This window comes from Methanothermobacter sp. (genome assembly GCF_030055435.1).
In the GTDB taxonomy this organism is placed as follows: Archaea; Methanobacteriota; Methanobacteria; order Methanobacteriales; family Methanothermobacteraceae; genus Methanothermobacter.
In genome coordinates, this window is record NZ_JASFYG010000002.1 from 69,442 (window position 1) to 83,173 (window position 13,732).

15 protein-coding genes are annotated in these 13,732 nt (G+C 49.6%); 6 read left to right on the forward strand and 9 right to left on the reverse strand.

Annotation, left to right across the window (positions count from 1 at the left end; genetic code table 11):
- Positions 1–106: 106 nt before the first annotated feature.
- From QFX30_RS02165 to QFX30_RS02205, 9 genes are all read right to left on the reverse strand, one after another.
- Positions 107–907, reverse strand: coding sequence for a class II glutamine amidotransferase (locus QFX30_RS02165; RefSeq protein WP_300487594.1), 801 nt, complete (start codon positions 905–907; stop codon positions 107–109).
- Between the two features lie 205 nt (positions 908–1,112).
- The gene (hisB, locus tag QFX30_RS02170) at positions 1,113–1,688 is read right to left on the reverse strand and encodes an imidazoleglycerol-phosphate dehydratase HisB (RefSeq protein ID WP_300487597.1); all 576 of its coding nucleotides are present in this window, start codon (positions 1,686–1,688) and stop codon (positions 1,113–1,115) included.
- Positions 1,654–1,884, reverse strand: a complete 231-nt coding sequence (locus QFX30_RS02175) for a ferredoxin family protein (RefSeq protein WP_300487600.1) — start codon at positions 1,882–1,884, stop codon at positions 1,654–1,656. The genes hisB and QFX30_RS02175 overlap by 35 nt, the downstream gene beginning before the upstream one ends.
- 18 nt (positions 1,885–1,902) lie before the next feature.
- A complete protein-coding gene (locus QFX30_RS02180) occupies positions 1,903–2,574 on the reverse strand; it encodes a TOBE domain-containing protein (RefSeq protein WP_300487603.1) in 672 nt (223 codons plus the stop codon).
- A gap of 40 nt (positions 2,575–2,614) precedes the next feature.
- Complete coding sequence (locus QFX30_RS02185) at positions 2,615–4,171, reverse strand: oligosaccharide flippase family protein (RefSeq protein WP_300487606.1); 1,557 nt, start codon at positions 4,169–4,171, stop codon at positions 2,615–2,617.
- Between the two features lie 70 nt (positions 4,172–4,241).
- Positions 4,242–4,826, reverse strand: coding sequence for a flavodoxin family protein (locus QFX30_RS02190; protein WP_300487609.1), 585 nt, complete (start codon positions 4,824–4,826; stop codon positions 4,242–4,244).
- 18 nt (positions 4,827–4,844) lie between these two features.
- Positions 4,845–6,065: a bifunctional 5,6,7,8-tetrahydromethanopterin hydro-lyase/3-hexulose-6-phosphate synthase gene (locus tag QFX30_RS02195; RefSeq protein ID WP_300487611.1), complete on the reverse strand. Its 1,221-nt coding sequence runs from the start codon at positions 6,063–6,065 to the stop codon at positions 4,845–4,847.
- A gap of 12 nt (positions 6,066–6,077) precedes the next feature.
- Positions 6,078–6,362 carry a hypothetical protein gene (locus QFX30_RS02200; protein ID WP_300487612.1) on the reverse strand — a complete coding sequence of 95 codons (285 nt, stop codon included), beginning with the start codon at positions 6,360–6,362 and terminating at the stop codon, positions 6,078–6,080.
- A 160-nt stretch (positions 6,363–6,522) separates the two neighbouring features.
- Positions 6,523–7,809 carry a TrpB-like pyridoxal phosphate-dependent enzyme gene (locus QFX30_RS02205; protein ID WP_300487615.1) on the reverse strand — a complete coding sequence of 429 codons (1,287 nt, stop codon included), beginning with the start codon at positions 7,807–7,809 and terminating at the stop codon, positions 6,523–6,525.
- 139 nt (positions 7,810–7,948) lie between these two features.
- On the opposite strand from QFX30_RS02205, the gene QFX30_RS02210 reads away from it, so the two are divergent.
- From QFX30_RS02210 to albA, 6 genes are all read left to right on the forward strand, one after another.
- Positions 7,949–8,971 carry a DUF1786 domain-containing protein gene (locus tag QFX30_RS02210; RefSeq protein WP_300487618.1) on the forward strand — a complete coding sequence of 341 codons (1,023 nt, stop codon included), beginning with the start codon at positions 7,949–7,951 and terminating at the stop codon, positions 8,969–8,971.
- Between the two features lie 40 nt (positions 8,972–9,011).
- Positions 9,012–9,674 carry a PHP domain-containing protein gene (locus QFX30_RS02215; RefSeq protein WP_300487621.1) on the forward strand — a complete coding sequence of 221 codons (663 nt, stop codon included), beginning with the start codon at positions 9,012–9,014 and terminating at the stop codon, positions 9,672–9,674.
- Positions 9,664–10,455, forward strand: coding sequence for a DUF63 family protein (locus tag QFX30_RS02220; protein ID WP_300487624.1), 792 nt, complete (start codon positions 9,664–9,666; stop codon positions 10,453–10,455). The genes QFX30_RS02215 and QFX30_RS02220 overlap by 11 nt, the downstream gene beginning before the upstream one ends.
- Before the next feature lie 136 nt (positions 10,456–10,591).
- Positions 10,592–12,109, forward strand: a complete 1,518-nt coding sequence (locus tag QFX30_RS02225; RefSeq protein WP_300487627.1) for a 2-isopropylmalate synthase — start codon at positions 10,592–10,594, stop codon at positions 12,107–12,109.
- An 8-nt stretch (positions 12,110–12,117) separates the two neighbouring features.
- Positions 12,118–13,302 carry a nitrogenase component 1 gene (locus tag QFX30_RS02230; protein WP_300487630.1) on the forward strand — a complete coding sequence of 395 codons (1,185 nt, stop codon included), beginning with the start codon at positions 12,118–12,120 and terminating at the stop codon, positions 13,300–13,302.
- 79 nt (positions 13,303–13,381) lie between these two features.
- The gene (gene albA / locus QFX30_RS02235) at positions 13,382–13,657 is read left to right on the forward strand and encodes a DNA-binding protein Alba (RefSeq protein WP_300487633.1); all 276 of its coding nucleotides are present in this window, start codon (positions 13,382–13,384) and stop codon (positions 13,655–13,657) included.
- Positions 13,658–13,732 lie beyond the last annotated feature (75 nt).

The following is a 13,732-nucleotide window of genomic DNA, read 5'->3' on the forward strand; positions in this document are numbered from 1 at the left end:
ATGGCGTATACTCTGGATGATTAATTGGTCCAGTGGTCACTTGAATGTTATTATAAAACTTTAAAATAGGATTGCATGGAGCTTGCGGAAATAAATTATCTACCACTTACTCCGAGCGGATGCTCTCCTCACTGACCCTGAAGATTAACTTTCCGTCTCTGTAGACCCTCAATTCTCCTTGAATGAAGGCCTCCCATTTTTCACTGGTCAGAGGTTTACTTGCGATTATGTAACCCTCCTGATCAGGCTTCTTCTCATGGGCGAGGTCTATCTGGTAATCATCATCAAGGAGTTCAACGGGACCGTAGGGCGCCCTTCGATGCAACTGGTGGAGGCCCTTGTATCCCTTCATGTCATGATAGGAGAAGAGGTGCTTACCCTCGGAGAGGAGGCAGTTAAAATTTCCATAGCCGTTGATATCATTCAAAACGCTCCAGAGCCACAAGTAATCCTCATCATCCCTGAATTTAACGCCCTCCTCACTGATACGGTTCATGATGTGGCAGAATGCGATCTCGGAGTCAGTTGTCCCAACAGGATTATACCTTCCACCCTCAGGGTTATCAATGTTGAGGGTGCCATTGTGGGCGAACACATAGTCCCGTCCATACCATTCCCTCTGGAAGGGATGAGTGTTCCTGTGGGACTCATCTCCCCTGCTTATCCGACGTATATGGGATATTATGATCCTGGAAGCTATGGGTTCATAGTTCTCCAGGAACTGTGACAGTGGACTTTCCTTTGATGGGCATGGCTCTTTGTAAACCTGTACCGATTGATCCGGATAGAAGGCCAGCCCCCAGCCATGAGGGTTATCCTCTGACCTCATCCTGAAACCCCTGAGGGAAAAGGAGGGTTTCACTTCCCGGTTAAAACAGAACCCCAAAAGTTCACACAAACCAACCACCCCCTAAAATGTAATGAGATCATTCTCTTGGATTGTGATGCAGTCTAAGGTCAATGTCATGCTTGGATGCAGATCCTATGATTATATTATTATGCATCCATAAAGTAAAAATACTACTGATTGATATAGTGAGTTGGACTCCCAGCTGCGGAAATAGATGCATAATGAAATGACTTTAGGGTGCACGTTGCCATGCACAGATTCTTTACAATCTGCCCTTGGTGCTTGGAATCATATCGTGTTCAACCCGTACAGCATCCCTGAGTGCCATTGCAAGTGCCTTGAAGAGTGCCTCGGCCTTGTGGTGGTCGTTACTTCCCCTCACAGAGGCGTGGATGTTGATGGCCGCAGAAGCCGCAAATGACTCAAAGAAATGCCCTATATTATCTGATGAGACATCCCCAATCCTGGCACCACTGAACTCAAGTTCAAGTACCGTGTAGGGTCTTCCACCCAGGTCCAGTGCAACTGTGGCCAGAGATTCATCCATGGGGACCATCGCATGGGCCATTCTCCTTATACCCTTTCCATCACCGAGGGCCTCCCTGAAAGCCTCGCCCAGTGTCAGCGCAACATCCTCAACAGTGTGGTGGTCGTCCACCTCCAGATCTCCCCTTGCCTCCACCTCAAGGTCCATGAGCCCGTGACGGGCCAGCGATCCAAGCATGTGGTCAAGGAATCCAAGACCTGTATTCACATTTGACCTTCCACTACCATCAAGGTTCAGATCAACCTTCACATGGGTTTCAAGGGTTTCCCTGCTCTTCAGACTTCTTCTCATAGTTATCATCCCTTATGATCCTTATAGCCCCTTCAGGACATTTACTTGCACATATCATGCACTGGTGGCAGAATTCAAGATTTGAGGCTCTGGCAGGTTTTCTCCTGTCTATTGTCCATATCTTGCCTCCCTTGGGACAAGCCTCCCGGCACTCCCCGCATCCGGTGCATTTATCTGAATCCACAATTATCTTCAATTAAATCACCACCATCAGTCATATCTTAAGAACAGTAACAGCAACGGCCTTAAAACCGGCATATACATCGGATCCTAGGTTAATATTCAGTTTACGCTGAGATTCACGTGTTATACGGGTTTTGAGTTTAATATCACCTGCCTTGATCCTGACGGTCACGATGTCCCCATGCAGTTCCAGGCCTGTAACAGTTCCTGGAAGGGTGTTCCTCATGCTGGTATCGTACCTCTCACCCATGAGCACAATGTCCTCAGGGTCAACGAGGAGCATGACCTCATCTCCAGGGGATAAACCATCAACCACTGGCGCCTCCAGGAGGGAGTTTCCTACCCTTATTCTTGAACCATCCCCTGAAATCTCCTCAACGATTCCCCGGATTTCGTTACTGGAAATCTGCCTTTCAAGGGCCCTTTTTAATTTAAGATACTCAAGGACGACCCTGACGCCTGTTTCTGTGAGTCTGCTACCTCCACCACCCCCCTTTCCACCCCTTCTGGTTTCCACGACCTCTTCACCGAGGAGTTCCTCAAGGTTCTTTATATATGCAAGGGCACTGCGGTAGGGGATACCCACCTCCTCTGCTGCTCTGCTTATGGAACCCCTGTTCTGGATCAGCCTGAGAAGCCGGAACCTTCTCTCATCCACAGGGACTTCGGTTCCCTCAATGGCAATTCTGTAGCTGAAACTCATTTTAGAACCTATGGATCTTGTTCTTTATATCCTTATGCCATCACCTTGCCCAGCGGTCCATAAGATCAGCCACCCTGCTTACTGCTCCTGAGAGGGGACCCATCCTTGATGCAGACTTCCTCACAAGCCTCACATCCCGCTTCTCAACACCACCTATAAGGAGTAGGCTCGCACCGTAAACCAGGGGACTGAAGATTATTGCCAGAAGGAGCCCCATGATGGTCCGGGGAAGAGGCAGCATGAAGACCCCCATAGCCCCTGATGCGAATCCTATCCTGAGAAGTGAGAGGCCCGGTGGCTTCACACCGGTTATCTCTGAGGTCTTCCAGAGGATTATGATCATTATGATAAGGGCTGCGATTGTTGTTGCAAGGGCTCCCCCCTCGATTCCAAGTAAAGGTACGAGGGCAACGTTCAGTGCAAGGTTTATGACAGTTCCAGCAACCAGAACGTACATTGGAAGACGGGGGTAACCTATCCCCTGGGCGATGCTTGACGATATCATGAAGAGGGTATAGAAGCTCATCCCAACAACCAGTATGCTCAGAGCACCAGCACCGAAGATAAACTTGCTTCCAAAGAGCAGTTCAAGGAGGGGCTCTGAGAAGACTGCTATGCCAACACACATGGGAAGTACAAGGAGAGTCACGACCCTGTATGACTGTACAATGTAGGTTTCAAGGAGCCTCCTGTCCTTCAGTGCGAAGGCCTCTGAGGCCGCAGGAAGAACCGCGGTTGCCACAGAGAGGGATACTACAAGGGGAAGCCTTGCAACGGGATCAGCCGCAGTATAGTATCCCACGGAGGTTGTTGCCATGAACACACCTATCACAAATACACTTATATCATATATCGCCATCTCAGAGAGGGCTGTGATTATGACGGGAATGGAGAATGAGAGAAGCACTTTCACAAGTCCCAGTTCCTCCCTGATGGTCAGCCTCTTTTCTGGGGGTACTGGTGGGAAGTAGCTGTTCATCAGTCTTTTGAATATCAGGATAGCTGATATGGCCGAGGCAAGAAAACCCATGGCGGTACCTATAACCGCCCCTGCTGCATAGAAACCGGCCATCACAAAGACAACTGCGAGGGTTATCATGAAAACCTGCTCAACGGCCCTTGTAACCACGACGTATTCCATCCGGTATATGCCCTGAAATGCACCCCTGAAGGCACCTACTATAACACTGAATGGTGTTATAAGTGCAACAGCCTGGAGTGGGTACTGGGCTGCTGGTTTATGAAAGAACTGGTTTGCAAGCCAGGGGGCTGTGAAGAACATTACAAGGGAGAAGGTCAGACCAAGAAATATCATGACCTTCAGCGCGGTTACAACAACCTGCCTGGCCATTTCATCCTCCTTGAGGGCCCGGTGCTGGGCCACATACTTGGCTATTGCCGGCGGAAGCCCTCCAGCGGCCAGTATCTGGAATATTCCCTGGAATGGGAGTGTCAGTCCCAGGAGTCCGTAGCCCTCGGGTCCGAGGAGGCGTGTCATGAGAACCCTGTAGATGTATCCACCCACCCTGAAAAGGAGGTTGCCGATTATTATAAAGAAGCTGCCCTTTAAGAGTTTGGAAGTACCTGAAGATGCCATTGAATCACCGAATAGATCTGGTGGTGCCTTAAATAAGCCTTTGGGTCGAGGTTGCCATGATAAAAAAAGCTTATGGTTTATGGAAATTCAGAAATCTTTTAAACATTTTGAGGGTTTTATCAAGGGTTTTAAACCCGTAGGAGTCCTCCTTAACGCCCTCAACGGTATCCCTTGACCAGAGACATGCACCGAGGTTCGCTCCGAAGGACCCTCCGCTTACAGGTATTACTCCGTTGAGGATGTAGAAGGTGTGTATCTGCATGAGGGCAGGTTCCTGCCCCCCGCACCTGTCACCACCAACAGCTATGCCCATACCCACCTTTCCCCTCAGGGAGTCGTAGTCCTCTGCACCAAGCGCCCGGCAGCGGTCCATTATGGCCTTCACCTGGGCGCTGACACCGCCATTGTAGACAGGGGTTGCAATTATAATTCCCTGAGCCCTCCTAAGGAGGTCATAGAGTGGGTACATGTCGTCCTTCAGCACACACTCCTTATTTCTAAGGCAGTAGTCGCAGTGCCTGCAGGGGGAGATGTTCTTACCCCTCACAGTGAAGAACTCAGTTTCAAGTCCTTCATCCGCCAGTGTTCCAAGGGCCCTCTCAAGGACGTAATGGGTGGCCTGTTTCCTAGGGCTTCCACATATACCCAATATCATGTGCAATCCCCTTCTAGGCTAGATTGACTCGTCCTCGTCAAGGGGCAGTCTCATGGTGTCGGGGTCCTGGGGCATGTGCTCCAGGAAGTCCTCTGCGGCCCTCCTCACATCCCTTGAGCCGATTATGTACCTTCCAACCACTATTATGTCGGCGCCGCTATCAAGGGCCTCCTGCATCTTGGATGGTGTTATACCCCCTGCAACGGCCACAAGGCCCCTGGGGCCAAGTATATCCTTTATTTCCCTGATGTTCCCCCATTCGCTCATTTCACCAATGTCCTCTCCACGCTCTGCCCTGAGGGTTTCAAGGTCAACATTTCTGTGGAGTAGTACGATGTCTGGCTTGTATCTGAGGCCCCTGAGTTTATCAACGAAGTTTTCAACATTCATCATGTCCAGTATGGAGTATATGCCCTGCTTCTGGGCCTCGTGGATGGCCTTCTCAATGGATTCAACGGTTCCAAGACCTGATATGGCCACGGCATCAGCGGTCTCATCTGCGGCCATCTTAACCTCTATCCTCCCAACGTCAAGGGTTTTGAGGTCGGCTATTATGAAAGCGTCCCTTCGAAGCTCCCTTATCTTGCTTACAACACCAACACCGAATTTCTTGACAAGGGGTGTTCCGGCCTCAAGGAGTATCCTCTCTCTGTTGGGTAGGGCGTCAATAATCCTCTCCATCTCCTCAATGCTGTCAAGGTCAAGGGCAACCTGCAGGTAGGGGGGGTTCCAGAGCCTGACTGCCCTGAAGCCCATGATGGGGTGGCTTCCCCGGTCCTTCTCACTGAGGACCTTCCTTGCTGAGGGATAGTTTTCCATGGCCCTTCTGAGTGCTAGTTTGGTTGCCCCGTAGTTGTACTGGTATATCTTGCGGTAGTCCTCTGCCTCGGGGTGTATGAATACGCTTACAATTACCACAAGGTCCTCAACCTTTTCCTCTGGGATTATTCCCTCCTCAACTGCATCTGCAACTGCACGGGCAACTGCTGTCTGTGCCGGCCCGAAGACCTTATCAGCGTCCTCAAGGCAGCTCACTGTGACCTTGGGTACTATGAGGGTAGCTGGCTTTGTCATGAGGTTGGGCCTTATCACCGAAAGAAGTGGTGTGTGACCGAGTGAGAGGCTGGTGAGGCCATTTGCAAAGGCGGCCCCTACGTTTCCCTCCTTATCACCTATGATGAGATCTATATGGGCAACCTCATTGCCGCTTCCTATGAGTGCTTCACCTATTCTGTACAATCTTTATCCTCCTTATGTGGTTTGATTTTGAGACGGTGGTTCTGGTTCTTCCGGTGTGGTGTTTCCTTCACCAGGTGTGATTTCTGGTCGGGTCTTCTTTGCGGTTTTTTTGGTATTGTCTGTGCTTACCGGAGCAGGGGATTCATTTGCAAAACTCATATCTGTTGTTGCATTATCAGCCCAGTCCAGTTGGGTCACGTTCTGTTCCTGAGCCCCCATGTACAGGGCAACATTGAAACCGACCATCAGTGCTATGATAAGGATCATGGCACCGATAACGATATTTCTGTAGTCCATCAGATCACCTTGATGAGATTGATATAAACTAATTTAGTGTAGGTGATGATGGTATTTATATGTATTGAAGAAGAAGATACGGGATTTCATGGCTGAAATCCAGTGGAGTTCCAGGTATCATGGAGTTTCAGCCAGAAATCCCATGGATTAATCAGGGATCTCAGATTTTACCCTCAAGATAGTCTTCGTAACCCTTGAGGTCAAGGAGCCCGTGGCCAGAGAAGCTTATGACTATGGTTTTCTCCTCACCGGTCTCTCTGCACTTCAGGGCTTCTTCCATGGCAACACTTATGGCGTGGCAGGTTTCTGGGGCAGGGACAACACCCTCGGCCTTTGCAAATTTAACACCGCTTTCAAATATTTTATGCTGATCCACGGCCCTTGCCTTGATGATGCCCTCCTTCACCAGCAGCGCAACCTGTGGTGACATCCCGTGGTACCTCAAGCCGCCTGCATGCACGGAGGGGGGTACAAAGTCGTGGCCAAGTGTGTACATCTTGAGGAGTGGTGTCATACCTGCAGTGTCACCGAAGTCGTACCGGTATTCTCCCTGGGTGAGGGTCGGGCAAGATTTTGGTTCAGCTGCTATGAATTCACAGTCGAGTTTACCATCAATTTTATCCTTTATGAATGGGAAAACTGCCCCACCAAAGTTGCTGCCCCCTCCAACACAGCCTATCATTATGTCAGGTGTTTCACCTGCTATTTCCAGCTGCTTCTGTGTTTCAAGACCTATCACCGTCTGGTGTAGCAGAACGTGGTTGAGCACGCTTCCAAGGGAGTAGTAAACGTTTTCATACTGGAGGGCCTCCTCTATAGCCTCTGATATTGCTATACCAAGGGAGCCCGGGTGTTCAGGGTCCTCACTAAGTATTTTCCTTCCGAATTCGGTATGGTCACTTGGTGATGGGACAACCTCGCCACCATAGAGCTGCATTATTGTTTTCCTGAAGGGCTTCTGGTTGAAGGAAACCCTGACCATGTAGACCTTGCACTGGAGGTCCATGAGTGAACATGCAAGGGAAAGGGCTGTTCCCCACTGACCGGCACCTGTTTCTGTCGTGAGCCTTTCGGCGCCATCTTCACGGGCATAGTATGCCTGTGCTATGGCAGTATTCAATTTGTGGCTTCCTGTGGGTGAGTAATCCTCTCTCTTGTAATATATCCTGGCGGGGGTGTCAAGCATCTCCTCAAGACCCTTTGCCCGAAAGAGTGGGGTGGGTCTTCCGATCATCTTGTAGACATCTCTTACCTCCTTGGGGATCTTTATCCAGCGCTCCATTGACATCTCCTGCTCAAGGACACCCCTTGAGAACACCCTTGGAAGGTTCTCCAGATTCTTTCCACCCTCCGGGTTTCTGGGTTCTGGTAGTGGTGATGGCAGGTCCGGGTTGATGTTATACCATTTCTTGGGTATTTCGTTTTCGTCAAGAACGATCTTGTTCATGATATCACCTTAGATTTCATGATATTATTATCAGCATTTACATGCATGATGTCTCTTCAAAGAACTATTTAAAACTTTACAGTACACATCTGTACATTTAGGAAACGGTTAATAAATGGGGGGAAGATATGATTCCCATATGAAGATACTTGCAGTTGATGTGGGTGCAGGGACCCAGGATATAATGTACCATGACACGGCAGTTGATAGAATTGAAAATTCCATAAAGATGGTAATGCCTTCACCCACAAGGATAATCGCAGAAAGGATCAGGGGAATCACTGAGGACATCTTCATTCATGGTCAGACAATGGGTGGGGGACCCGTAAGCAGGGCCATAATGGAACACATTGAGAAGGGTTGCAGGGTTGTAATGACCCCTGAGGCAGCAAGGACCATCAGGGATGACCTTGAAAGGGTCAGGGCAATGGGGATAGAAATATCTGACAGGAACCCGGGCCTGAGGAGGGTGAAGTTGGGGGATCTTGATCTAGAGGCCATAGGTGGGGCCCTGGGACACTTTGATGTTGAACTGGAGATTGACTTCCTGGGGGTGGCTGTTCAGGACCATGGTGCAGGTGGTGATATGGGTGATAGGAACTTCCGTTTCATGAAGATCAGGGAGAAACTCAGAGAACCATTGAAACCTCAGCAGTTCTCATACCTCGGCGACGTACCCGATTACTTCACAAGGATGAAATCCATTGAGGAGGCACTTGATTATCCTCTCCTTATGATGGACTCCAAGTTCGCCTCAATAGCAGGGGCACTCCTTGACCCCGCAGTGGACTCAGAGGGGCCTCTCGTCGCTGTTGATGTGGGTAACGGCCACACACTGGCAGCCAGCATACTGGATGGCAGGATACATGGGGTCATGGAGCACCACACAAAAATGCTGTCCCCTGAGAAACTTGAGGAACTCCTCCTGAAACTCGCCCATGGTGAGATAACCCACCAGGAGGTCCATGGCGACGGAGGTCATGGTGCCCATGTCCTTGGGGGAGTGGGTGAGCCTGAGGTGGTTGTTGCAACTGGTCCACAGAGGAGTATTCTCGATGAAACATCCCTCAGGGTCCACCATGCTGCACCTGCAGGGGACGTCATGATGACAGGGCCCGTGGGCCTCATAGGAAGCATAGAATACAGGGTGGTGATGCAATGATGGGTCCAGGGAACATGAGGGCAATTGTTAAGGTGGTTTCATGATAAGGATTGATCCACACATACACACGGTATACTCAGGGGATGCAAGGGGAACACCACGGGATGTGCTGAAGAGGGCATCCCATGTGGGCCTCGATGCAGTTGCGATTGCAGACCACAATACAATGAAGGGATCATGGCTTGCAATGGAGGACTCAGCAGAGTTTGGGGTCACGGTGGTCCCTGCAGTGGAGCTCAGCACATCCGCCGGTCACATAGTGGCACTGGGTGTGCAGGAGGAAATAAAGAGGGGCCTCACACCTGCAGAGACCCTGGATGAGATACACTCACAGGACGCACTTGCCATAATCCCACACCCATTTGTCAGGTACAGAAAGGGACTCTTTGTGAACGAGAGAAACCTCCGTGTTGATGCAGTTGAAACCCTTAACTCCCGCTACATAGTTGGGTACTCCAACTGGAGGGCGAGAAAATTCGCAAGAAAGAGGGGCATCCCTGAGATAGGTGCAAGCGACGCACACTTCGTGGAGGCCGTTGGAAGCTCATTCACGATTGTAGAGTCTGAAAATACGGCTGATGATATAATTGAAGGTATAAAGAGGGGTAGAACCAGGCCAGAGGGAAGAAGGACACCTCTTCCACTGATTGTGAGGGAGGTAATCAACAAAAAAATCATAGGCAGGATGAGAAATGATATCTGATCTTCAGAAGTTCCTGGAGAGCAACTTCTTCTACCTCCACCCTGGCTACACACCCCTCAACACGGTTGTTTTCGGCCTTGTACTCGGGGCTGTTGTTCTCATCATACTGAGGATGTTCAGGTGGCTTAAAAAGGACCCCAGGGAACTCCTGGTGCCACTGCTTCCCTTCATATTTCTAGGGTCAGGTGCAAGGGCCCTTGTTGATAATGGAGTCTATCCACTCACCCATCTCCTTGTGACCCCAGGCATATACATCCTTGTGGGACTTACGGCAATAGCAACGCTTCTATTCTCAGTTAAACTTGAGAAACTTTATGGATGGGATTACAGAAAGCTTGTATTTGCTACAGGGGCGGTTCTTTCCATTCCAAACATCATAAACATGCAGAAAATTAATGCCGTACCATTTTTCTCTGTACTGGGAGTGTTCATGGCATCGGCAGTCCTTCTCTATATAATAAGTATTAAATGGGAACTTCTAAGGGAGAGGATGAACCTCTATGTGGTATACGCGCACATTTTTGATGCATCCTCAACCTACGTTGCGGTTGACCTCTATGGCTATGCTGAACAGCATGTCCTGCCATCGGCATTCACGGCCCTGACCGGCACTGCCCTTGTGATGTTCCCCCTCAAGATAGCGGTCATACTGGCGGCTCTCTATTCCATTGACAGGTACGTTGAGGAGCCAGGGGACTCGGCTCTACTTAAACTTGTGATATTCATACTTGGCCTTGCACCGGGCCTCAGGAACTTTTTGAGTCTCAGCATGGCGGTTTAAATATCCAGGACCCTGTCTCTGACAGCAGAGCCCTTCTTCTAACTTTTAAGTTATAACTTATAAGTCTGCTGTGTAAAAGCTTTTAATTGTGGCAGCATATAGATCATGATAAAAGGCCAGACCACGGGGAATTTAAATGTACATAGAAGAGGTTAAACCGGAAATGAAGCTACCTGAGACGGTTAGAATATTTGACACAACACTAAGGGACGGTGAGCAGACACCTGGAGTGGCGCTCACGGTGGATGAGAAGATATGCATAGCAAGGAAACTGGACTCCCTTGGAGTTGACACAATAGAGGCAGGGTTTCCTGCAGCCTCCCCGGGGGAGATGGACTCGGTAAGGAGGATAGCTGACCTTGATCTTGATGCGAATACCTGTGGTTTGGCAAGGGTGCTCAGGGAGGACATAGACGCTGTTATTGACTGCGGCGCTGATTACATACACACCTTCATAGGGACCTCACCCCTCCACAGGAAGTACAAGCTCAAAATGTCCCCTGAGGAGATAATAGACAGGGCGGTATTTGGGGTGGAATATGCGGTTGAACATGGGCTCAGGGTGGAATTCTCTGCCGAGGACGCCACGAGGACAGAATTTGATTACCTTGTGGAGGTATACAGGGCCGCAGAGGATGCAGGGGCTGATATGATAAATGTGCCGGACACAGTTGGGGTGATGATACCCCGGGCCATGAACCACCTCATAAGGGGCCTCAGGGATGAGGTCAGGACACCCATAAGCGTCCACTGCCACGATGACTTTGGACTGGCCGTTGCAAACTCTCTTGCAGCGGTGGAGGCCGGCGCATCACAGGTACATGCAACTATCAACGGGCTCGGTGAAAGGGCAGGAAATGCAGCCCTTGAGGAGGTTGTGATGGCCCTCATAACCCGCTATGACCTCCCACTCACCATAAAGACAACGGAACTTGTGAACATCTCGGAATTCGTATCAAAGATAACAGGGGTTAGGATGCCCCCCAACAAGGCAATCGTGGGTGAAAATGCCTTTGCGCATGAGGCAGGTATACACGTCCATGGGGTTCTTGAGAAGGCAGAGACCTATGAACCCATAACCCCTGAGATGGTTGGCCACAAGAGGAGGATAGTCCTCGGCAAACACACAGGGGCCAACGCCCTCAGATCAAAGCTTCAGGAATACGGTATAGATATGAACGAGGACCAGTTCTGCACCCTCTATGAACAGGTCAAAAGACTCGGTGATAAGGGTAAAAGGATCACTGACGCAGATCTTCGGGCAATGGCGGTCACGATCCTTGGAAAGGCAACAAGGGAGATCGTGAAGCTTGAGGGCATAGCGGTGATGACAGGTGAGAGTGTGATGCCAACAGCCACAGTTAAGCTGAGGATAGGAGATGAGATCAAGACAACAGCAATGACCGGTGTGGGACCAGTTGATGCGGCCATAAACGCCATACAGAGTCTTGTAAGTGAAACAGCAGATATAGAACTTGATGAATACAACATAGAGGCAATAACAGGAGGTACCAATGCCCTTGCAGAGGTCTTCGTTGTCATGAGTGACGCCGAAGGCAACAAGGCAACAGGAAGATCCACAAGGGAGGATATAGTAATGGCGAGTGTGGAGGCGGTTCTCGATGCAATCAACAAGATCCTGAGCCTCAAATAGGTGTTTCGATGGAGCCAGTATCAACATGTAAACTCTTCGGGGCTGTAAGGGCTGTTTCAGGCATCCGCAATGCCGTACCGCTCATCCACGGCCCCAGGGGCTGCGCATACCACATTGGATACCTTCTGAAGGCAAGGGGAGGTAAAAGGATAAGGGTTCTATCAACAGAACTCACTGAATCAGACGTGGTATTTGGAGCCACCGATAAACTCAAAAAGGTCATAATTGACGCTGACAGAACCCTTAAACCGGAACTCATAGCTGTTATGAGCTCCTGTGCAACAAGCATAATAGGTGAGGATATAGGTAGGGCTGCAGAGGAGGTTAAGGGGGAACTTGATTCTAAGATCATAACCATCAGTGCAGGGGGTTTTGAGTCAAACCAGGGCGAAGGATATCTCGAGGTTATGATGGCACTCCTTGAGTCCATTGCAGCTGATGCGAAACCATCAGATGAGCCATCAATCAACATCATAGGTGAGTTCAGGGGCGGCCCCGACCTCAAACATATTGTGGATACCCTTGGCAGGATGGGTGTTTCTGTGAACTGTGTTCTTACATCCGGGAGCACAGTCGGTGATATTGAGGGGATTTTGTCCGCCCATCTGAACTATTCCTTCTGTGATGTATCAGGGATAGGGCCCTGCAGGTTTCTTGAGAAGGAATTTGGGGTACCCTTCATCCACCACCCCATCCCCCTGGGATTCTCAAACACCCTAAGGTTCTATGAGGTGATACTTGAACACCTCAGCATTGATTACCCCCTTCAGGATGAAATCGGTGAATACGCTGAGGAAAGGGATCGTCTGAAATCGGAACTGGAGGGTGTGAGGGTTGGTATAGTCTCAGGGCCCACAAGGGCTGTTGGACTCGCTGGATTTGTAAGTGAACTTGCAATGAAACCGGCTCTGGTGGCAATGGACATGATTGGTGAGTACACACTTGAGAACCTCTCTGAAACTGGCCTGAGGTCGGAGGTTCTGGTTGGGGCTGATCTCTCTGAGCTGGAGGATGCGCTTATCAGGAATGAACCTGAGGTCATACTCGGTGGAGTTGCAGAGACACGGTTTTCAGAATCACTTGGAGCGCCACTTATTGATGTTATGCATGGCTCTGCCCTCACTGCAGGGTTCAGGGGGGCCGCTGTAACTGGGGGCAGGATACTTGAAGCTGTTAAGTCCAGAAGTTATTAAATTTTTTAATTAGCATATCACAAACTTTATATAATGCAGGGTTTCTATCTTTATTACAGACACTCTTGGAGGTTAAGTGATGTCAGAGGAGAATGTAGTATACATCGGAAACAAGCCTGTAATGAACTATGTTCTGGCCGTAGTGACTCAGATGAACGGTGGAACCAGTGAAGTGATCCTTAAAGCCCGTGGAAGAGCTATAAGCAGGGCTGTTGATGTTGCAGAGATTGTCAGGAACCGTTTCATCCCAGACATACAGATAGAGAACATCGACATATGTACAGAGGAGATCATTGGTAACGAGGGAACCGCTACCAATGTTTCAGCAATAGAAATCCAGCTCAAAAAGGATTAGGGATATAAAAGATGGAAACCACAGGTTTCCATTCTTTTATATTTTATATGCACTGAATTTTCAGGACATCTGCTC

Excerpts from the sequence above, each read along its gene's own strand:
- hisB (WP_300487597.1), bottom strand. The coding sequence starts at position 1,688 with ATGAGAAGAAGTCTGAAGAGCAGGGAAACCCTTGAAACCCATGTGAAG.
- QFX30_RS02180 (WP_300487603.1), bottom strand. The coding sequence starts at position 2,574 with ATGAGTTTCAGCTACAGAATTGCCATTGAGGGAACCGAAGTCCCTGTG.
- QFX30_RS02185 (WP_300487606.1), bottom strand. The coding sequence starts at position 4,171 with ATGGCATCTTCAGGTACTTCCAAACTCTTAAAGGGCAGCTTCTTTATA.
- QFX30_RS02190 (WP_300487609.1), bottom strand. The coding sequence starts at position 4,826 with ATGATATTGGGTATATGTGGAAGCCCTAGGAAACAGGCCACCCATTAC.
- QFX30_RS02200 (WP_300487612.1), bottom strand. The coding sequence starts at position 6,362 with ATGGACTACAGAAATATCGTTATCGGTGCCATGATCCTTATCATAGCA.
- QFX30_RS02205 (WP_300487615.1), bottom strand. The coding sequence starts at position 7,809 with ATGAACAAGATCGTTCTTGACGAAAACGAAATACCCAAGAAATGGTAT.
- QFX30_RS02210 (WP_300487618.1), top strand. The coding sequence starts at position 7,949 with ATGAAGATACTTGCAGTTGATGTGGGTGCAGGGACCCAGGATATAATG.
- QFX30_RS02215 (WP_300487621.1), top strand. The coding sequence starts at position 9,012 with ATGATAAGGATTGATCCACACATACACACGGTATACTCAGGGGATGCA.
- QFX30_RS02220 (WP_300487624.1), top strand. The coding sequence starts at position 9,664 with ATGATATCTGATCTTCAGAAGTTCCTGGAGAGCAACTTCTTCTACCTC.
- QFX30_RS02225 (WP_300487627.1), top strand. The coding sequence starts at position 10,592 with ATGTACATAGAAGAGGTTAAACCGGAAATGAAGCTACCTGAGACGGTT.
- QFX30_RS02230 (WP_300487630.1), top strand. The coding sequence starts at position 12,118 with ATGGAGCCAGTATCAACATGTAAACTCTTCGGGGCTGTAAGGGCTGTT.
- albA (WP_300487633.1), top strand. The coding sequence starts at position 13,382 with ATGTCAGAGGAGAATGTAGTATACATCGGAAACAAGCCTGTAATGAAC.